This is a genomic window from Kibdelosporangium phytohabitans (assembly GCF_001302585.1).
In the GTDB taxonomy this organism is placed as follows: Bacteria; Actinomycetota; Actinomycetes; order Mycobacteriales; family Pseudonocardiaceae; genus Kibdelosporangium; species Kibdelosporangium phytohabitans.
The window spans coordinates 426,229-446,480 of record NZ_CP012752.1; the positions used below are offsets into that span (position 1 = coordinate 426,229).

Annotated in this window: 15 protein-coding genes; 9 read left to right on the plus strand and 6 right to left on the minus strand. The window is 67.5% G+C overall.

What is annotated here, in order from left to right:
* Positions 1-416: 416 nt before the first annotated feature.
* On the plus strand, positions 417-4,337 hold the full coding sequence (locus AOZ06_RS02055; protein ID WP_083471452.1) for a discoidin domain-containing protein: 3,921 nt from the start codon (positions 417-419) through the stop codon (positions 4,335-4,337).
* 167 nt (positions 4,338-4,504) lie between these two features.
* Complete coding sequence (locus AOZ06_RS02060; protein WP_054287843.1) at positions 4,505-4,873, plus strand: hypothetical protein; 369 nt, start codon at positions 4,505-4,507, stop codon at positions 4,871-4,873.
* Here the strand turns inward: AOZ06_RS02060 and AOZ06_RS02065 are convergent.
* A complete protein-coding gene (locus tag AOZ06_RS02065) occupies positions 4,840-5,856 on the minus strand; it encodes a serine hydrolase domain-containing protein (RefSeq protein WP_054287844.1) in 1,017 nt (338 codons plus the stop codon). The two genes, AOZ06_RS02060 and AOZ06_RS02065, sit on opposite strands and share 34 nt — an antisense overlap.
* Before the next feature lie 123 nt (positions 5,857-5,979).
* Between AOZ06_RS02065 and AOZ06_RS02070 the strand changes: the two genes are divergently transcribed.
* Positions 5,980-7,137 (plus strand): GGDEF domain-containing protein, encoded by a 1,158-nt coding sequence (locus tag AOZ06_RS02070; protein WP_083471453.1) that lies wholly within the window; start codon positions 5,980-5,982, stop codon positions 7,135-7,137.
* On the opposite strand, the gene AOZ06_RS02075 is transcribed toward AOZ06_RS02070, so the two are convergent.
* Both AOZ06_RS02075 and AOZ06_RS02080 read right to left on the minus strand, forming a co-directional pair.
* Positions 7,121-8,248, minus strand: a complete 1,128-nt coding sequence (locus AOZ06_RS02075; RefSeq protein WP_054296359.1) for a GGDEF domain-containing protein — start codon at positions 8,246-8,248, stop codon at positions 7,121-7,123. The two genes, AOZ06_RS02070 and AOZ06_RS02075, sit on opposite strands and share 17 nt — an antisense overlap.
* 262 nt (positions 8,249-8,510) lie before the next feature.
* On the minus strand, positions 8,511-9,755 hold the full coding sequence (locus AOZ06_RS02080; protein ID WP_157232764.1) for an MFS transporter: 1,245 nt from the start codon (positions 9,753-9,755) through the stop codon (positions 8,511-8,513).
* Positions 9,756-10,027: 272 nt separating this feature from the next.
* On the opposite strand from AOZ06_RS02080, the gene AOZ06_RS02085 reads away from it, so the two are divergent.
* The 3 genes from AOZ06_RS02085 to AOZ06_RS02095 all read left to right on the plus strand — a co-directional run bounded on the left by AOZ06_RS02085 (position 10,028) and on the right by AOZ06_RS02095 (position 12,411).
* Positions 10,028-11,029 carry a LysR family transcriptional regulator gene (locus AOZ06_RS02085; protein WP_054287847.1) on the plus strand — a complete coding sequence of 334 codons (1,002 nt, stop codon included), beginning with the start codon at positions 10,028-10,030 and terminating at the stop codon, positions 11,027-11,029.
* Between the two features lie 82 nt (positions 11,030-11,111).
* Positions 11,112-11,963: a hypothetical protein gene (locus tag AOZ06_RS02090; protein WP_054296360.1), complete on the plus strand. Its 852-nt coding sequence runs from the start codon at positions 11,112-11,114 to the stop codon at positions 11,961-11,963.
* A 58-nt stretch (positions 11,964-12,021) separates the two neighbouring features.
* A complete protein-coding gene (locus tag AOZ06_RS02095; protein ID WP_054287848.1) occupies positions 12,022-12,411 on the plus strand; it encodes an uL11 family ribosomal protein in 390 nt (129 codons plus the stop codon).
* A 65-nt stretch (positions 12,412-12,476) separates the two neighbouring features.
* Here the strand turns inward: AOZ06_RS02095 and AOZ06_RS02100 are convergent, their stop codons facing one another.
* Positions 12,477-12,923, minus strand: a complete 447-nt coding sequence (locus tag AOZ06_RS02100; RefSeq protein ID WP_083471454.1) for a DUF4442 domain-containing protein — start codon at positions 12,921-12,923, stop codon at positions 12,477-12,479.
* A gap of 50 nt (positions 12,924-12,973) precedes the next feature.
* Here AOZ06_RS02100 and AOZ06_RS02105 point away from each other — a divergent pair, with 50 nt between their 5' ends.
* Positions 12,974-14,236: a serine hydroxymethyltransferase gene (locus tag AOZ06_RS02105; protein ID WP_054287849.1), complete on the plus strand. Its 1,263-nt coding sequence runs from the start codon at positions 12,974-12,976 to the stop codon at positions 14,234-14,236.
* A gap of 79 nt (positions 14,237-14,315) precedes the next feature.
* Positions 14,316-15,659: a hypothetical protein gene (locus tag AOZ06_RS02110; protein ID WP_225953098.1), complete on the plus strand. Its 1,344-nt coding sequence runs from the start codon at positions 14,316-14,318 to the stop codon at positions 15,657-15,659.
* 49 nt (positions 15,660-15,708) lie between these two features.
* Here AOZ06_RS02110 and AOZ06_RS02115 read toward each other — a convergent pair whose 3' ends face one another.
* Together AOZ06_RS02115 and AOZ06_RS02120 are read right to left on the minus strand one after the other, a co-directional pair.
* Positions 15,709-17,124 carry a M81 family metallopeptidase gene (locus AOZ06_RS02115; RefSeq protein ID WP_054287850.1) on the minus strand — a complete coding sequence of 472 codons (1,416 nt, stop codon included), beginning with the start codon at positions 17,122-17,124 and terminating at the stop codon, positions 15,709-15,711.
* 4 nt (positions 17,125-17,128) lie between these two features.
* Entirely contained in the window at positions 17,129-18,238 is a 1,110-nt protein-coding gene (locus AOZ06_RS02120; RefSeq protein WP_054287851.1) for an ROK family transcriptional regulator, read from the minus strand.
* A gap of 148 nt (positions 18,239-18,386) precedes the next feature.
* Between AOZ06_RS02120 and AOZ06_RS02125 the strand changes: the two genes are divergently transcribed.
* On the plus strand, positions 18,387-20,162 hold the full coding sequence (locus tag AOZ06_RS02125) for a peptide ABC transporter substrate-binding protein (protein WP_054287852.1): 1,776 nt from the start codon (positions 18,387-18,389) through the stop codon (positions 20,160-20,162).
* Positions 20,163-20,252: the final 90 nt, after the last annotated feature.

Consider the following 20,252-nt stretch of genomic DNA (forward strand, 5'->3'; position numbering starts at 1 on the left):
CGCCACGCGTATACGTTGTACACCTCGGGCATGTCACGCTTCGGGGAATTTCCAGGTCACGGACCCTGCGACTGATCGTTTCGGGGCGGGAATACGCATCGGATTCGGCCAGCGAAGCGAACAGCCGGAGGCGCTGTGCGCAAGGTCGAGTTCGCCCAGTCGGGTGGCGAGGTTGTCGCTGACGGCGCCGGTGTGCGGCTGCGCGGCCTGATGTCCTGATCCGCACCCCGCTCAGGATGTACACCTCGGTGTGCGCCCTGTTCGTGCTACTGACCATTGACGAGGCCGTAGCACGTCTGTAACGCTTGAGCTCCCGACCGCAAGAAAATGACACCCGGCCGAAAATTACGCAACAGATGGCCGGAAGATCCAACTTCTCGTGCATACCCTGCCCCCGGACGAGAGGTCAGCCCAGCATGACCGGAACCCGGCTGTCAGCCTTGTTCGTCGCCGCGAGCCTTGGCCTGTTAGGCCTGGTCACGCCCGCTGTCGCGGGCCCGAGCGGTGACGTCGGCGGCATCAACGACGGCAACCAGGACACCTATTGGCAAAGCGACGGTCGCCCCGCGCAGATCGACCTCGGCCAGTCCCGCAGCATCTCCGGCGTGGTGCTCAAACTGCCCGCCAGGTGGGCCGCGAAGACACAGCACCTGTCGGTGCAAGGCAGCAACGACGGCGTCGGCTTCTCGACCATCGTGTCCGCCAAGGACTACAAGTTCGAGCCGAGCGAGCGCAACACCGTCCAGATTCCCTTCGGTGCCACGGTAACCCGGTACGTTCGCGTCGACTTCGGCGGCACCGGCGGCGCGCTGGCCGAGATCGACACGACGCCGACGATCCTGGCAGGCCCGAACCTGGCCCTGGGCAAGACGGTGACCGCGAGCGGCATGGCCGGCGGCTACGGCCCCGGCAACACCAACGACTCGAACCAGAACACCTACTGGGAAAGCACGAACAACACTTTCCCGCAGTGGCTCCAGGTCGACCTCGGCGCGTCCGTCAGCACCACCCGGATCGTGCTGAAACTCCCCGTCTCGAACTGGGGCGCCCGCACGCAGACGTTGTCCGTGCAGGGCAGCGCCAACGCCGGCGCGTTCTCCGATCTCGTCGCCTCGGCCGGGTACCAGTTCAACCCGGCGACCAACAACACGGTCACGATCAACTACTCCGCGACGACCCAGCGGTACCTGCGGCTGAACTTCACCGGGAACACCGGCTGGCCCGCGGGACAAGTGTCCGAGCTCGAGGTCTACGGCCCGGACGGCGGCGACTCCCAACCGCCCAGCGCCCCAGCCAACCTCCGGTACACCCAACCGGGCTCCGGCGAGATCAACCTCGCGTGGGACGCGTCAACGGACAACGTCGGCGTCACCGGATACGACGTGTACGCCAACAACGTCCTGCGCAGCACAGTCACTGGACTGTCCTACTCGGACAACCAACCGGACAGCTCGACGGTGACGTACTACGTGCGCGCCAAGGACGCGGCGGGCAACCAGTCGCCGAACAGCAACAGTGTCACGCGCGCGGGAACCGGCAATGGCGGCACGAACTTGGCTGTCGGTAAGCCGATCACCGCGTCGTCGACTGTGCACTCCTTCGTCGCGACCAACGCCAACGACAACGACGTGAACACCTACTGGGAGGGCGCGGGCGGCTCGTATCCGAACACGCTGACCGTCCAACTGGGTTCCAACGTGGACACTAGTTCAGTCGTCGTACGGCTGAACCCGGCATCGATCTGGGGCCCGCGTACGCAGACGATCGAGGTGCTCGGCCGTGAACAGGGCGCTTCCAGCGTGAGCAGCCTGGTTGCCGCGAAGGCGTACACCTTCGACCCGGCGACGGGCAACTCCGTGACGATCCCAGTCGCCGCACGCGTCGCCGACGTGCAACTGCGGTTCACCGCGAACTCCGGCGCGCCCGCCGGGCAGGCCGCGGAGTTCCAGGTGATCGGCGCCGCCGCACCGAACCCGGACCTGACGATCTCGGCATCGTCGTGGTCGCCGTCATCCCCGGTGGAGACGGACTCGGTCACGGCGAGTGCGACGGTCCGCAACGCGGGCGCGGTCGCCGCGGGCGCCACAGACGTCAACTTCTACCTGGGCACGAACAAGGTCGGCACCGCACAGGTCAGCGCACTGGCAGCGGGTGCGCAGGCCACGGTCTCGGCGAACATCGGCGCCCAGAGAGCCGGTTCATACCAGCTGATCGCGAAGGTCGACGAGACCAATCGCGTGATCGAGCAGAACGAAACCAACAACACCTTCGCCAACGCCACCTCGCTCGCCGTCAACCCGGTGTCCAGTTCGGACCTGGTCGCCTCACCGGTCGGGTGGACACCGGACAACCCGTCGGCAGGCAACTCGGTCGCCTTCTCGGTCGCGATCAAGAACCAGGGCAGCATCGCCTCGGCGAGCGGTGCGCACAACGTCACCCTGCAGGTGGCGAACGCGGACACGGGCGCTGTCGTCGCCAACCTCAGTGGTGCCCACAACGGCGTGATCGCCGCAGGGGCCACGACGGCGCCCGTGGCCCTCGGCACGTGGACCGCGGCCAACGGCCGGTTCACGGTCAAGACCGTGGTCGCCAACGACGGCAACGAACTGCCGGTCAAACAGGCCAACAACACCAGCACGCAGACGCTGTTCATCGGCCGCGGTGCCAACATGCCGTACGACCACTACGAAGCCGAGACCGGCGTGCTGGGCGGCGGCGCGAACGTCGTCGGTCCGAACAGGACGATCGGTGACCTCGCCGGCGAGGCGTCCGGGCGGCGGGCGGTCACGTTGAACTCGACCGGCGCCTCGGTGGAGTTCACCAACCGGCAGCCGACCAACACGCTGGTCACGCGGTTCTCCATGCCGGACTCGGCCGGTGGCGGCGGGATCCAGAGCACACTGGACATCTTCGTCAACGGCGCGTTCCACAAGGCGATCGACCTGACCTCGCGGTATTCGTGGGTGTACGGCAACGAGGCCAGTCCGGGCAACAGCCCGGGCGCGGGCGGCCCGCGGCACATCTACGACGAGGCCAGTGTGCTGCTCAACAGCACGATCCCGGCGAACAGCAGGATCCAGCTGCAGAAGAGCGCGTCGAACACGAGCACGTACGCGATCGATTTCGTGGACTTCGAGCAGGTGGCCGAGACGCCGAACCCGGATCCGGCCAAGTTCACCGTGCCCGCCGGGTTCGGCCACCAGGACGTGCAGAACGCGCTGGACAAGGTCCGGATGGACACGACGGGCACGCTGGTCGGCGTGTACCTGCCGAAGGGCGACTACCAGACCGGCAGCAAGTTCCAGGTGTACGGCAAGCCGGTCCAGGTGGTCGGTGCGGGGCCGTGGTTCTCGCGGTTCCTCGCGCCGGGCAACCAGGAAGGCACCGACATCGGGTTCCGGGTCGAGGCCGCGGCGGGCGCGTCGAAGTTCTCCGGGTTCGCCTACTTCGGCAACTACGTCAACCGGATCGACGGGCCGGGCAAGGTCTTCGACGCCAACGGGGTCAGCGGCCTGACGATCGACAACATCTGGACCGAGCACATGGTGTGCTTGTTCTGGGGCGCGAACGTGCAGAACCTCTCGATCACCAACTCGCGCATCCGCAACATGTGGGCCGACGGCGTCAACATGACCAACGGCAGCAAGAACAACCGGCTCAGCAACATCGACGCCCGGTCGACCGGTGACGACAGCTTCGCGTTGTTCGCCGCGACCGACGCCGGCGGCACCGGGCAGAGCGGCAACGTGTACGAGAACCTGTCGTCCACCACGACGTGGCGCGCGGCTGGTCTCGCGGTGTACGGCGGGCAGAACAACACCTTCCGGAATCTGTACATCGCCGACACGCTGACGTACTCCGGTGTCACCATCAGCTCGCTGGACTTCGGCTACCCGATGGAGGGCTTCGGGCCGGGCGTCACGTCGTTCGAGAACATCTCACTGGTCCGAGCCGGTGGGCACTTCTGGGGCGCGCAGACGTTCGGCGCGATCTGGATGTTCTCGGCCAGCAAGGCCTACCGGGGAATCCGGGTGTCCCATGTGGACATCATTGATCCCACGTACAGCGGGATCATGTTCCAGACCAAGTACACCGGCAGCCAGCCGGAGAACCCGATCACCGACACGGTGCTGACCGACATCTCGATCAGCGGCGCGCGGCTGTCCGGTGACCAGTTCGAGGCCAAGTCCGGGTTCGGGTTGTGGGCCAACGAGATGCCCGAGCCGGGGCAGGGCCCCGCGGTCGGCGCGGTGACGTTCAACAACCTGCGGTTCGCCAACAACCACCAGAACATCAAGAACACCACAACCACCTTCGCCATCACCGTCAACAACTGAGAAAACAGTGGCCCCCGGGGCCGTGCCGCCGGTGGCGGTACGGCCCCGGATCCATGCCCGTCGTCGGATGATCGACCTGACGTTGGGTGTGACCAGCACTAATGGGGGCTTGACGGGAGCACGCCCACCCGCAGACTGATGGAGCAGGATGTGGAGGGGGTGCGAGGATGCCGTTGTCCTCGGTGGTGCGCGGCCGGTGCCGGGATCTGCTGCCCGACGGTGAGAAGATCAGGTACCTGTTCCCGGCTAGTTCGGTCGCCGCGTTGTCGGACTACTTCATCGTGGTCACCGACAACACTGTCACCGTGCTGGGGTGCCGGTGGTTCAGCCGTCACAGGCCGTCGACCGTCCAGGCGACGTACCCGCGGCGGACGAAGCTCGGCCCGGTCGAGCTGTACGGGTCGTTGTCGCCGACCGTCACGATCGGGCCGCTGCTGCTGGAGATCGACGACGAGTACGTGTCGGTCGTGCGGGCGGCGGACGCGGAGATCCTGACCGCGGACTACCTGCCGCCCGATCCGCTGCCCGAACTGTGATCGAGCAGTTCGGAGAGCCGCCTGGTGATCGGCCACGCGCCCTCGGAATCGTTGGCGACGACCGTGTACGTCAGGCCGGATTCCGGCTGGTGCGTGCTGCGGAACGAAACACCGGCGTCGTAGCCTTCGAGCATCACGTTGCCGGTGCCGACCGGCAGCCAGAAGCCGAGTCCATAGTGGAGTTTCTCGTCGTACTCGCTGCGTGACCGGGTCATCGTCGCGACCCGGTCGATGGGCACGATCGCGCCTTCGAACAGCGCCGGCCAGAACGCGGTGAAGTCCGAAGTGGTCGAGTAGACGCCGCCGTCGCCGTTGCCGCGCACGGGCAGGTGAAAGACGTTCGTCCGTTCGCCGATGTACCCGACCGCCGTTCGCGGGCCTGGTTCGTCGGTGCGCAGGAACTCGGTCGACGTCATTTCCGCCGGAGCGCAGACGCGTTCCCGGACGAGGGTGTGAAACGGCGTCCCGGTCACGCGTTCGGTGATCAACGCGAGCACCACATATCCGCCGTTGCAGTACGAGAAACCGGTGTCCGGCGCGAACTGCTGCGGATGCCCGTCGAGCACCTCGACGTAATCCTCGGTGTTCACCAATTCGTGTGGTCCGACCGGCAACGTATAGGGCAGTTCGGCACCGTCGAGATCTTCTTCGGCGTAGAACTCGCCTATCCCGGACCGGTGCCCGAGCAGGTGTTCCACGGTCACCGCGTCGTCGATCAACGGCAGGTCCGAGCCGAGCACCGACCGCGCGGTCGTGTCCAGTTCCAGTACGCCGTCCACGACGAGGCTCATCACTGCGAGAGCGGTCAATCCTTTGGTGCCGCTGGCGATCGCGAACCTGGTGTCGAGTGTGTTGGCGACCTGGTAGCCGCGGTGGGCGCAGCCGTAGGCCCTGGCGAATTCGACCTCGGCGCGGCGGTCGACGGACACCACTCCGGCGAATCCGGTCTCCGCGGCGATTCGGTCCACTTCCTCGGCGAGCATGAGCGCAGCGTAATCGCCGCGTCAGCCGATCTCGCAGTCATTCGGGGCCGTCCACGGGTATCCTGGAAGTGTCCGGATCGGGAACTGGGGTTGCCCGATCGGACCCATACCGCAGGGGGCGGGATGACGGGGGTCAAAGCATGGGCGATATGGCGGGAACTGCGACCAGCGATTGCCGGTTACGTGCTGCTCGTCGACGTGGCCGCGGCCGCTTTGTCGATCAACGCGGCTATTCGGCTCACGCCGGACCGCCGTGAGTGGCTCGTCTTCGGTGTGCTCGTCGCGTGTGTGCTGATCTACACGGAGGTGTCCCGCCCGATCGAGCGGGAATGGCGTGCCCTCACCGACACACCGCACCTTGATGTGCACGCGATCTGGGTGTTCGCGAGCGTGCTGACGCTGCCGCCCGGGCTGGCCGCGGTGGCGATCGTGATCTGCTACGGCTATCGGCAGCTGCGCGTGGACGGACGGCTGACGTACCGGGAAGTGTTCGGCATCAGCTCGGCGATCATCGCGTCGTTCGCGGCGAAACTCCTGCTCACGCTGCTCGGGCAGGAACAGTTCCTCGGCTCGCGGGATCTGCGCTCCTTCGTCGTCGTGGTCGCGGCTGCGGTCGTGTTCCTGGCGCTGGGCGCGGTGTTGACCGCGGTCGTGGCGCCGGGCAGCGTCGACTACGCGCACGAGGCGGCGAGCGTCGGGCTGGGCGTGCTGGCGGCGTGGGCGTTGACGGCGTGGCCGCCCGCGATATTGCTGATCATCGGCGTGACGCTCGTGCTGCACCGGAGTGTGCTGATCCGCCAGTTGCGGGAAACAGCGAGGTCGGACGGGAAGACCGGTCTGCTCAAGCCGGACGCGTGGCACTCGGCCGCGTCGACCGCGCTCGGCCGGGACGCCAACGCCAGTCTGCTGATGATCGACGTGGACCACTTCAAGCGGGTCAACGACCAGCACGGCCACCTGGTCGGCGACACGGTGCTGCGCACGGTCGCGCAGACGCTCAAGGCCGAAGTGCGGGCGGGGGACCTGGTGGGCCGCTACGGCGGTGACGAGTTCGTGGTGTTCCTCTCGGACACCACGGGCGCCGACGCGATGGCGATGGCCGAACGGATCCGCCGCAGCGTGGTCCGCACGGTGTCGCAGTCCATTGTGGATATCTCGGTGTCCATCGGTGTCGCCGCGCGCGGCGGCCACAACCTGGACGACCTGCTGCACGCCGCCGACGTGGCGCTCTACGAGGCCAAGGGCGGTGGCCGCAACCGGTCGGCTATGTCGACAGCGTGACGACCTGGTTGCGGCCGTTGGACTTGGCTGTGTAGACCGCCGAGTCCGCGGTCAGCATGAGCTGTTCGAGCGTGGTGCCGCTGGACGGGTAGATCGCCACCCCGATGGAGGCGCTGAGGTTCTTGATCAGCGTTTCGCCGTTCTCGGTCTGCGCGAGCACCTCGAGCTCGGTGACGCGCTTGCGCAGCCGCTCGGCGGTGGTGACGACGTCCTCGGCTTTCGAGTCGGGGATCAGCACCGCGAACTCCTCGCCGCCGAACCGGCCGGGCGCGTCGTAGTCGCGCAGTTCGTCCTTGAGCATTCGGGCGATGGCCTTCAGCACTTCGTCGCCTGCCAGATGGCCGTAGGTGTCGTTGACCCGTTTGAAGTAATCCAGGTCGACCATGAGAACGCCGAAGGAGGAGTTCTGCCGGGCCGCGCGGGACAGTTCGTTGCGGGCCGTCTCGTGCCACGCGGTCGCGTTGAGCAAGCCGGTCTTCTGATCGGTAATCGCCAACTCTTCCAGTTGCTTGACCAGCACCGCTCGGTGCAGCACCAGCAGCGGCGGCAGGATCAGCACGATCAGGTACGGCACGCTGTCCAGCGCCAGGGCGGCGAGCGCGCCGAGGCACAGCGTCGCGATCTCCAGCGCGAAGTCCGACCACGAGATCATGATGTGGCTGGGCCTGCCGTGCAGCGAGGCCGCGATGGCCACCAGCACGTTGTTGACGATCAGGAACACCAGCGTCGCCACGGCGATGACGACCGGGGTGGTCATGGTGCCCGACCAGCCGTACGTCTGCTGCAGCGTCTTGCCCGCGACGTACGTACCCGCCGCGGCGTACGCGCTCAGCATGATCATCGACGTGGAGAACACCACGCGGTGCACCGGCCTGGTGCCCATCTTGCGCTGGATCCGCAACCACAGGTGGCCGTAGACGAGGATGACCAGCAGCCCGGCCAGGCTGTGCGGCAGCACGAGGACTCCGGCGAACACCCAGACCGACGTCATGTTGACGTGTGGCGCGTTGGTGATCAGCCGGCGAACTTTTTCGATCTTCCGGCTTGCTTCCGCCTGCAGCAGCGCCAGTCCGCACAGCACGCCGAACTGCCACCATTGTTTTGTAGTCACCTGGTCACTGAAAGCGAAAAACACTGTCAGGGCGGCTACGGTGAGTTCAATGGTGAGGAAAAACCTCACGAGCACACGAGGCTGGCGCCACAGTGACCACGTTCGTGGGTGGAGCCTGCGGATTGTCGCCCGGGTGAGTTCGCTCAAAGTTCCTCCCCGCTCAACCACTGGAACGCGGATGTCTTCAAGCTACACTCTCACTGCCGAATCGATGTATTTGAAAGAGGTACCGGCCATGCGCGGTGTCGAGTACTGAAATTCCTCACCCACCGGGAGCGGGTTGTGGAGCGGCGGTGGCCCGATACCAGGCCGCCGCCGCGGGAATGGCGATCAGCGCGCCGAGCGCGCCCGCGATGGCGACGGTCTGGGCCACGCCGACGAGGTCGGCCAGGATCCCCGCGAGCAGCACGCCGATGCCCTGTGCGGTCAGCACTCCCGAGTTGAGCAGGCCCATCACCTGAGCGCGGCTGTCCGCGGGCGTCGACATCCCGAACGAGGCGCCGACCAGCACCTGGTAGCCGGTGAAGATCCCGCTGACGAACAGGATGGCCAGCACGGTCCACAGCCCGGGTTTCAGCGCGCACAGCACCAGCGTGGCCCCGGCGAGCCCGGCCATCGGCCCGACCAGACGGAGTCGGGTCTCGGCTGGGACGAATTTGGTGAGCAGCCACGCGCCGACGACGAGACCCGCGGCGGGCGCTCCCATCACCAGGCCGACGGTCTTGGTGGTCTCGCCCATCTCGGCGACCCACGCCGTGGCCAGCCCTTCCGGGCCGATGTAGAGACCGGCGAGCATGCCGAGCACGAACAAGGCGGGCAGGCCGGGGATGCTGCCGATCACGCGTGCGCCGTGCAGCGACGACGCCCAGAACGGCCGCCTGGCGTTCGGGTTCTGCGGGGCGGCCCGGTACGGCACGCCATAGCGCACAAGCAGGGCGGACGCGATGAACGTGCACGCGTCGAGCGCGAGGGCCACATACGGGTTGATCAGGGCGACGACGACACCGCCCGCGGCGAAACCGAGCAACTGCGCGGACTGGATCGTGATGCTGCGGACCGCGAGACCGGCGACGTACGCCTCCCCGCTGAGCACTTCGGGCAGCAAGGCCAGCCGGGCCGATCTGAACGGACCACCGACCAGCGAGACACCGGCCATGGCCACGCAGACAGCGCCGAGCGGCATCCCGGGCAACGCCATGAGCACCACGAGCGAAGCGGAGACGAGGTCGCAGACGATCATGACCTCGCGCCGGGGGAAGCGGTCGGCCAAGCCGGAGAGCAGCGCGGATCCCAGGAATGACGGGGTGTAACTCAGGGCGATGGTGAGCGCGGCCAGCGCGGCGGAGTTGGTGCGCGCGTAGACCAGGACGGCGAGCGCGACCCTGGCGAGCTGGTCGCCGATCTGGGAGAGTGCTTCAGCCGCCCACAGCGCGCGGAATTCGCGCACGCCGAAGGCCGCCCTGAAGCCAGAACGCTGCTGCGCCAACTGCCCCATGCTCCCCGTCACCGGCTGCTTGTCATGTCGATACCCAATGTAGGTGCCGACGGTCACTAAGCCAATACCGCGCGGAACCGGTACTTCACGCGTCTGGTGTATGTGAACACATAGGGTGATCGGCAGCGAGGGCCGGGCCGGCGCGCTGGCGCCGACCCGGCACCTAACCTCCTGTGGAGTGGTCCTCGAGCTGCTCGCGATCCGGTGCCGAATCGGATCGGATAAGGAAAATATGACGGTTGGGTCTAGCTGATGCTCATCCGAAAGGGGTATCAAGAACCCTTATGGCTGAGTTGGAGCTACGCCACCTCCGAGCGGTCTGCGCGATCGCCGAAGAAGGCAGTGTGACGAAGGCCGCAGCGCGGCTCGGACTCACCCAGCCCGCACTGAGCGCCCAGTTGCGTTCAGTCGAGCGGCTGGTCGGTGGGCAGTTGTTCGAGCGGACGCCTGCGGGCAGCGTGCCGACGGATCTCGGCCGGTACGTGATCCGCTCGGCGCACGTCGTCCTCGACGACCTGTCCCAGCTGCTGTCGTCCGCGCGGGAACGCGCCAGCGTCCCGTCGCAGGGACCGTTCGTCGCCGCTGCGATGCCCATGTTGTGGGTCAGCCAGCTGGTCGACGAGCTGCGCGCGCGCTTCCGCTGCACCGAGGTGCGCACCGAGATCGACTGGTCGTGGCAGACCTTGCTGGACATGCTCGTGTCCAAACGCGCCAACCTGGCGGTGTTCGACTACTTCGAAGGCGTCGACCGCAGGCACCTCACCGGTATCGAGGTCCGGACGCTGCTGCACGAGCCACAGTTCGTGGCGGTCTCGGCGGAGAGTCCGCTGGCCGGGTACGAGGTCGTGCCGCTGGCCGAGTTGGAGAAGTACGACTGGGTGGCGCTGCCGCCGGAGTACGACAGCGCCCGCATGCAGCTGCACACCGCCTGCGCCGCGCTGGGGTTCACGCCCCGGATCACGCACCACGTGATCGAGACGGGCAACGCGCGGGCGCTGGTCGCCAACGGCGCGGTGTCGCTGGCCTCGCCCGCGTCGCGCAACTGGGACGGGATCGCGATCCGGCCGCTGGTCGGTGATCCGATCTCGATCCGGGTCATGGTCGCCACCCGCAACGACGGCCTGGTCGCGGGCCGGGCGCACGAGGCGTTCGCGTGCGCCGCGCATGCGTACCGCGCCGTGGTCGACCGGAATCCGCACTTCACGAAGTGGTGGGCGGAGCACCCGGAGGCGCACGTCGAGCTGGACGCGGCGCTGCGGCTGGCGCGACCGAGCTCGCCCCAGTAGCTCGCCCGGCAGCTCGATAAAACGTGAATTTGGTTCATGTGGTGGCTGACGGCTGTGCGTGCGCCCCGGTATGCAGGGGCGCATGCGCAGAGTTGCTGTAATCGCCGCCATCGCGGCCGTGAGCATGTCTCTGGTCCCTGCCGTAGCCACCGCCGCCCCGCCGGTCGGCCCGTGGAACCCCGTCGGCTCCGACCGGGCGCGCCCGCTCGACGAGAGCCAGGGCCTCGCCGGTGTCGTCCGTCCCAGCGGGACGACCTTCCGCTACACCGGGATCGGCACCATCCCGGCGGGCGTGTCCAGCCGCGGCTGGAACCACGTCGGCGACCCCGGTGCGGGACACGGTTTCTACGTGGAGCCGTACCAACGCGACGACCGCGGCGCCAAGCTCTTCCGCGTGCAGGCGCCGGACAACTCGTGGTCGGAGTACACGCACGCACTCGAATCGTGGGAAGCCAGCAACAACTCGTTCTCAGCCGTGTCACCGGACGGGCGATGGATGGTCGCGGGTGAGTGGGGCACGATGAGCCGCCTGCTCGTGCACCCGATGCCGGGCATCGCGTTCACCACACCCGGCCAGAACCTGCCGCTGGCCGGGCAGGTCCGGCTGGACAAGCCGGTCAGGGACGTCCAGGGCTGCGACTTCACCACGCCCACGCAACTGTTGTGCTCATCGGATGATCCCGAAGGGACGCTCTTCGGTGTCACGAAACCCTTGCTGCAAGTGGATTTGACGTCCCCGTTGACCGGTGGTGACGTCGGCGGCACGGTCACCGCGCTCGGCCGGCTGCCGCTGGAAAGCGGCTGCGGCGGGAGTTTCGAGGTCGAGGGAATCGACTACGACGAGCGCGACGGCACCCTCCGGGTGGTCGTGCTGTCGCCCGGCATCTGCCTGTTGTTCGACAGCAAGACGTGGCGGCTGAAGAAACAGTTTTGACTCTCCAGCGACCGGAGACTTTAACGTCGCTCGCCGTCAGCAGAAAGGACGGCGAGCGATGCCACCCAAGAAACAAAGCCATCAGGTGACGATGGCGCTTCCCGCTGGTGAGGCGCCGGTCGCCGACCTCGGCAAGATGCTCGGCATGACCGGGGTCAACCTGGTCGCGCTGAAAAAGGAATACGACTCGCTGACCGCGGCGCAGCGCGGCGAAATCGTGCCAGCCGTGATCACGATCTACGACGACCGGTCATTCCAGCTCCAGCTCAAGACGCCGCCGACCTCGTTCCTGATCAAGCAGGCGGTGAACGGGAGCAAGACGCTCACCCGCGACCAGCTGCGGGCGATCGCGCAACGCAAGCTGCCGGACCTGAACACCGTCGACATCGACGCGGCGATGCGGACTGTCGAAGGCACCGCGCGCTCGATGGGCGTACGGGTTTCCTGACGGAGGCGGGCTGCCGGGGCAGCCCGCTTTCCTTGCGGTCGATCGGAATTGAGCTTGGAGCCGGGTCAGCGGTTGGGGCGCAGCGTCCAGATGACGGTCACCTCGGCGGTCGTCTCGCCGCCTGCGTTGCGGATGGTCACGTTCACCGGGAACTCGGGGCGCGTGCCGCCGTCCAGTTCGGCCACGACCTCATCGGCCGCACGGCCGAGCACAGCCTCCGCGGTCAGGTCGCCGGTCGCCACCTTCTTGTAGTTGATCTCCGAACGCTTCACGAGCGGGGTCGCCTTGGCCATCTGCTCGCTGAACGACGCCAGCGCCACCGCGCCGGACGCGGTCTCGGCCAGGCCGAACGCGACGGCAGCGTGTGCACCGCCGACGTGGTTGTGGTTCGCCGGGTTGTCCGGGAGGACTGTGACCACGCGGGTCGCGGTGATCTCCTTGAACTGGATTCCAGCGGTGTTCACCCAGGGGACGGTAGCTTTCATCGCTTCGCCGATCATGCTCAAGTCCATACCGCGATATTACTCGTCGGTAACTTAGCCGCAAGATAGGATCCGTCACCGTGCATCAGCCCGCGATAACCGAACTCGCCGCCGCTGACCCCGAGATCGCGGGTCTCGTCGAGCAGGAAGCCAAGCGCCAGTACGAGAAGATCCGGCTCATCGCGTCGGAGAACTACGTCTCCACCGCGGTCCTCGAAGCGACCGGCACGGTGCTGACCAACAAGTACTCCGAGGGATACGCCGGCAAGCGGTACTACGAGGGCCAGCAGCTCGTCGACCCGATCGAGAACCTCGCCATCGAGCGCGCCAAGTCGGTGTTCGGCGTCGAGCACGCCAACGTCCAGCCGTACTCCGGCTCACCGGCCAACCTGGCCGTGTACCTCGCGTTCCTGCAGCCCGGTGAGACCGTGATGGGGATGGCGCTGCCCGCGGGCGGCCACCTCACGCACGGCTGGAACGTCTCCGCGACCGGCAAGTGGTTCCGCAGCGTCGCGTACGGCGTACGCAAGGACACCGGCCTCGTCGACCTCGACGAGGTCCGTGAGCTGGCGCTGGCCGAGCGGCCGAAGCTGATCTGGTGCGGCGGCACCGCCATCCCGCGCACCATCGACTACCCGGCCTTCGCCGAGATCGCCAACGAGGTCGGCGCGGTCCTGGTCGCCGACATCGCGCACATCGCCGGCCTGATCGCCGGAGGCGCCCACCCGTCGCCCGTCGGGCACGCGCCGGTCATCTCGACCACGACCCACAAGACGCTGCGCGGCCCGCGCGGCGCCATGCTGATGTCCACGGCCGAGCACGCGAAAGCCCTGGACAAGGCCGTCTTCCCCGGCCTGCAGGGCGGTCCGCACAACCACACCACCGCTGCCATCGCCGTCGCGCTGGGCGAAGCGGGCAAGCCCGAGTTCTCCGCGTACGCGCACGCCATCGTGGCCAACGCCAAGGCGCTGGCCGAAGCGCTGGTCGAGCGCGGCTTCGACCTGGTGTCGGGCGGTACGGACAACCACCTGATCCTGATCGACCTGACCAACAAGGGCATCGCGGGCAAGCCCGCCGCCAAGGCGCTGGACCGCGCGGGCATCGAGCTGAACTACAACTCGGTGCCGTTCGACCCGCGCAAGCCGTTCGACCCGTCCGGCCTGCGCCTCGGCACCGCCGCGATCACCACCCGCGGCCTCGGCACCGAGCACATGGCCAAGGTCGCCGAATGGATCGACCAGACCGTGCAAGCCGAGAACGCCGGTGACGAGGCCACGGTCGAGCGCATCGCGGGCGAGATCCGCGAACTGCTCGACGGCTACCCGATGCCGGGCTGGGCGTAGCGCATACGCAAACGGGCGTAGCCCAGAGGCCGCGCCACGACGGATTACCGCCGCGCCGGGTTCGACCAGGCTGGCAACCATGATGATGACGACAGCGTTCATGGTTGCCACCCTCGTCGCGCCCGGCGCGGCTGCCGTTGCGGCGCAGGAGGAAGTCAAGGTCCACACCGGAGTCATCGACGGCGCGCCGTACCGCGTCGAAATACCGGGGCAGTGGAACGGCAAGGTCCTGATCTACAGCCACGGCATCTACCCCAAGGGTTACGTGCCCCAGGAGATCGAGCTGGCCAACCGGCCGGAGACCAAGCCCGTCCTGCTCGGCAAGGGGTACGCGCTCGCCGCGTCGCTGTACTCCAAGCCGTACGGCCTGTCGGTGCGGGAATCGGTCCGTGACCAGGGCGCCTTACTCGACTGGTTCACCCGCAACGTCGGCACGCCGCGTCAGGTCCTGGCGTGGGGCGCATCCGGCGGCGGGCTGAACTCCGTGCTGCTGGGGGAGCGGGACAGCCGAGTCGACGGGGTGCTGGCGATGTGCGGGCCGGTCGCAGGCGGGACCGCGCTGGTCAACCAGCTCCTCGACCTGGGGTTCGTGGTCCGGACCCTGCTGGCACCGGAACTGGAGGTCGTCCGGATCGCCGACCCGGCCCGCAACGTCACCCGCGCCCACGAGGTGATCACGGCCGCGCTGGCGACCCCGTCCGGTCGTGCGCGGCTCGCACTGGCCAACTCACTCGCCGGGGTCCCCGGCTGGACGCGCGCGCTCCAGCCGCGATCGGCCACCGTGACCGAGCAGATCGAGCAGCAGACCCGGTTCGTCGAGCGCGTGTACGACGAGTTGATCTGGGGCAACCTGCGGGCCGACGTGGAGAACACCGCAGGCGGCAACCCGAGCGGGAACACCGGCGTGGACTACCGGCAACTGCTGTCCCACGTGACCGAACGCGGCCTCGTCGAACAGGCCTACCGCAACGCGGGCCTGAACCTGGCCGCGGATCTGGACGAACTCGCCGACGCGCCCCGGATCACGCCGGACCGTTCCGCGGTCGAACGCCTGACACGCCTGGGAACACCGACAGGGCGTGCCAAGGCACCTGTCGTCACGTTGCACCCCGTCGGCGACGGCGTCGCGCCCGAACACGAGCGGACGTACGGCGCCCGCGTCGATCCGTCGCAGATCAGGCAGCTGTACGTGCACCGAGGAGGCCACTGCCAGCACACCGCCGCCGAGGAACTCACCGCGCTCAGCGTGCTGGAGTACAAGGTCCACACCGGACACTGGCCGGACGTCACACCACGGGCCCTGAACACCATGGCCAACCGCTACGGGCCGGACTACAACCGCTTGTTCGACTGGCTGCACAACGAATCCGGAGTCATGCAACCCGCGTTCACCCGATTCCGGCCATACCCCCTACCCAGGTAAAACCTCGTGAGTGTTTTGGCCGGTTAGAACCGGCCAAAACACTCACGAGTCAGATCAGGTGGGCTGTCAGGTCCGGGGTGTCCATGTCCGGGTCGAACGGGTAGAGCGGCCGGACGACCTGCTTGTGCCCCAGCCGGATCAGGTCCTGGTCGACACCGCCCGGGGTCAGCGCCAGCAACCACCCCTTGGCCATGTCGTAGAGCTCTGGCTCCAGGTACCCGATCTTGACCACGGTCAGGTCCGCCTGCACCGGGTCCAGATCCAGGTCGGCGAAGTCCTTGGCCAGGTGGTACGGCTTGCGCCGCTCGGTGATGATCACGTGCAGCCCGCCGGACCGCACCACGACGATCGTCCCGCCGACCGGGTCCTCGTGCACCTTCACCACCGTGCCGGTCAACGCCACCGGCCCCGCCGGGCCGCTGTCGATCTTGCCGCCGACCTGCAGCGAGACCTCGCCGCCCGCCTTGGCGATCGCGACCGACTCCGGATCCACGATGGACGCGTAGATGATCGTGCGTGACCGGTAGGCGGTCAGCACCTGCAGCGTCCACGAGACGTCACCGGCGCCGCCAGCGGTCGGGTTGTCGCCGGAGTCGCTGATGAAGTACGGCCGGATCCCGCTGGCCAGCCCCTCGCGCACGCAGTGGTCCAGCGACCCGGTCGGTGCGACGAAAGCGAAGTCCTGCCTGGCTTTCCAGTAATCCCCGGCCAGCTTGGCCGCCTGTGCCTCGACCAGTTCCGCGTCGTCGCCCGTCACCACGACCGCGGCCTGGCAGCGCGGCTCGTCCGCCCACGCGTAGCCGACCCAGATCGCGGCGTCCAGGATCCCGTCCATGGCCTCGATCGCCTCGATCTGGCCGTAGAGGCTCTTCGCCGGTTCGATCCGCGTGCTGGTCTTCTCGCCGGGCAGCAGAACCGGGATCTGCACCCACGCCAGGTGCGGCTTGCCGCCGTCACGCAGCCGGGCGACGAGGTTGCGCGCGGCCCTTTCCCGCGTCTCCCACGTGTCCTCGTGCGGCGCCATCCGGTAGCAGGTGACCAGGTCCAACTGCTCGACGAGGTCGCGCGACACGTTGCCGTGCAGGTCCATCGACGCCGAGATCAGCACGTCCGGCCCGACCGCCGCACGGACCTGCCTGGCCAGGTCAGCTTCCGCGTCGAGCATCCCGACCACGCTCATCGCGCCGTGGATGTCCAGCAACAGACCGTCCAACGGGCCCGCCTCGGCGATCAGGTCGAGGATCTCGGTCTTGAGCGCGTCGTACACGTCCTTGAGCACAGCGCCGCCAGGCAGGGACACCGCGTGCAGCAACGGAACCCACTCGACGTCCAGCGACTCGTCCTCGGTCCAGGTGTAGCGCGCGAGCAGATCCGCGCCCCTGGTCACCCGGAAGTCGGCCAACCCGGTCCGGTGCGGCGAGAACGTGCTGCTCTCGATGGCGATCCCGGCGATCCCGATACGCACTGGGCTAGTTCCTTTCCTTGCGGTGAACCTGGTGCAGGGCAAGGACTCCGGCGCCGAGCGGGCCCGCGTCCCTGCCCGCCTGCGCGACCGCGACCGTCAGGTTCTGGGTCGCCATCGGCAGGCATCGTTCGTACAAAGCGCCGCGGACAGCGGCGACGTAGGGCTCGACTGACGACAGTCGCCCGGCCAGCAGCACGGCGTGCGGGTTGAAGAAGTTGACCACTGTGGACAGAACTTCACCGAGGTGCCCGCCTGCGCGGCGGACGGCGGCGGTGGCGTGCGGTTCGGCGTCGTTGGCCAGCTCGACCAGGTGCCCGGTGTCGCGGGCACCGACGCTCTTGGCCAGCGCCGCGCCACTCGCGATCGTTTCGAGGCAGCCGGTGTTGCCGCAGGCGCACAGTTTCTCGCCCGCGGCCTGGACACGGACGTGGCTCACGTCGCCGGAAACCCCGTTGGCACCCCGGTGCGCGACGCCGGAGAAGATCACGCCACAGCCGACACCGGTCCCCGCCTTGACCACGACGAGGTGCTCGGGGCCCAGGTTGCGGGTGTGCAGTTCGCCGATCGCGACCACGTTGGCGTCGTTGTCCACCGCGACCGGGACGTCCAGCCGTTCGCTCAGCCAGTCCCTGACTCCGAAGCCGTGCCAGCCGGGCATCCTCGCCGGCCGCTCGACCCGGCCGTCCTCGAAGTTGACCGGGCCGGGCAGTCCGATGCCGACTCCGAGGAGCCGTTGCCCGGGAAGGATCCCTCCGACGGTGTCGAGCAGGGTGCCGAGGCAGGTCTCCGGACCGGCCGCGATGTCCAGTTCGACTTCGGTGATGTGCTGCTGCTCGCCGGACAGGTCGTACGCGCCGATCCGGATGTGGTTGGCCCCGAAGTCCGCGCCGATCACGTACCCGCCGTCGCCCGCGGGCCGCAGGACACGTGGCCTCCGGCCGCCGCGCGACGGGCCGTCGCCGGTTTCGGTCAGCAGGCCCGCGTCGATCAGCTCCTGCACGCGCAGGGAGACAGTGGACCGGGCGAGGCCGAGGATGCGGGCGAGGTCCGTGCGGGAGGAGGCCTCGCCGGACGAGACCAGCCGCAGGATCTCGGACGTCGGCGGGTTCGGCACGTGCGCCTCCCAATGTCTTTGTTCGATATCGAACCAAGTTACGTCGAAAACACTACCTCAATCGACGACTTAGGACGAGAGGGCTTGTGTTTTGTTCGCATCAGGGATTAGCGTCCGGCCATTCACCGACTTTGACCCGGGAGGCGCGATGTCCCGCCGTTTCCTGACCGCCGCACTCGCTGTGGCACTGCTTGCGGCCGGCTGTAGCAGCTCGCCGGAGTCGAAGCAGTCCACAGCGCAGAGCGGGACGGTCACCTTCGCCCTGCCGCCCAACGCGACGCCGAACTGGATCATGCCGCTGGGCATCCCAGGCCACCTCGCGTCGTACAACTCGGCCATCTACCAGCTGCTGTTCGTCCCGTTGGTCACCTACAACGGCACATCGGGAACAGTCGCGATGGACGAGAAGGCGGGCGCGGCCAAACAACCGCAGTACAGCCCGGACGGCAAGAGCGTCACCGTCACCCTCAAGGACGACCTGACCTGGGCCGACGGCTCGAAGCTGACCACGAGGGACGTCGAGTTCTGGTTCAACCTGGTCAAGTACAACAAGACCAAGTGGGGCGGCTACGCCAAGGGGCGGCTGCCGGACAACATCGTCGAGTTCAGGACGATCGACGAGAAGACGTTCCAGTTCGTCCTCGACAAGCCCTACAGCCCGGACTGGTTCACCGCGGTCCAGCTGGCCAACGTCCGCCCGATGCCGCAGAAGGCATGGGACAAGACCTCGGCCGACGGCCCGATCGGCGACCACGACCGCACCGAAGCAGGCGCCCAGCAGGTCTTCGACTACCTGGTGGCGCAGGCGAAGGACCTGCCGAGCTACCAGAGCAATCCACTGTGGAAGGCAGGAAACGGTCCGTACTCGGTGCAGGAGTACACCACCGGCGGCCAGGTGACGCTGGTGAAGAACCCGAAGTACACCGGCGAGGACAAGCCGTCGGTGGAGAAGGTCACCTTCAAGCCGTTCACCAGCGCGGACGCGGAGTTCAACGTCCTGCAGACCGGTGGCGTCGACTACGGGTACCTGGCATCGGCGAACCTGAACCAGCGGTCCTCGCTGGAGTCGAAGGGGTACCAGGTCCAGCCGTGGAAGGGCTGGGCGATCACGTACATCCCGTACAACTTCAACAACCCGCAGGCCGGCCCGATCTTCAAGCAGCTGTACGTGCGCCAGGCCATCCAGCACGCGGTCGACCAGGACTCGATCGTCAAGAACATCTGGCGTGACATGGCCGTCGCCGGATACGGCCCGGTGCCGCAGGACCCGTCCTCACCCTTCCTGTCCGACACGCAGAAGAACAACCCGTACCCGTTCGACATCGCCAAAGCCAAGTCCCTGCTCGAATCGCACGGCTGGACCCCCGGCCCCGACGGCATCGCGGTCTGCGGCGACCCCGCGAAGTGCGGCCCCGGCATCCCGGCGGGCGCGCAGCTGAAGTTCACGCTGCTGGCCGAAAGCGGATCGAAGGAAACCGACAACATGATGGCGGAGCTGAAGTCGTCGCTGTCGAAGATCGGTGTGTTCCTCGACCTGAAGCAGGCCCCGCTGAACACCGTGCTGGGCAACAGCAAGGCCTGCCAGCCGTCGGCGCCGGAGTGCTCGTGGCAGATGTCCTTCTTCGGCACGCAGGGAAGCTGGTACTTCAACGCGTACCCGAGCGGTGAGCGGATCTTCGGCACCGGCGCGACGTCGAACCTCGGCAGCTACAGCGACCCCAAGGCCGACGAGCTGATCAACGCGTCGACCTCGACCGCGGACCATGATTCGATCAAGGCGTACGGCGACCACCTGACGAAGGACCTGCCGGTGATCTGGCTGCCGAACCCGGTGTACCAGATCTCGGCGGTGAAGAAGAGCGTGAACATCGGCAACCAGGACCCGCTGGCAGCCATGCAACCGCAGCGCTGGACCGTGAAATGACAGCAGTTCCCACCAGCAGCCACGCACAGGCCAGTCGCATGCAGGCCAGCGGCGCGCAAGCGCAGAGTGGTGCTTCGGGGGTGCTCCTGC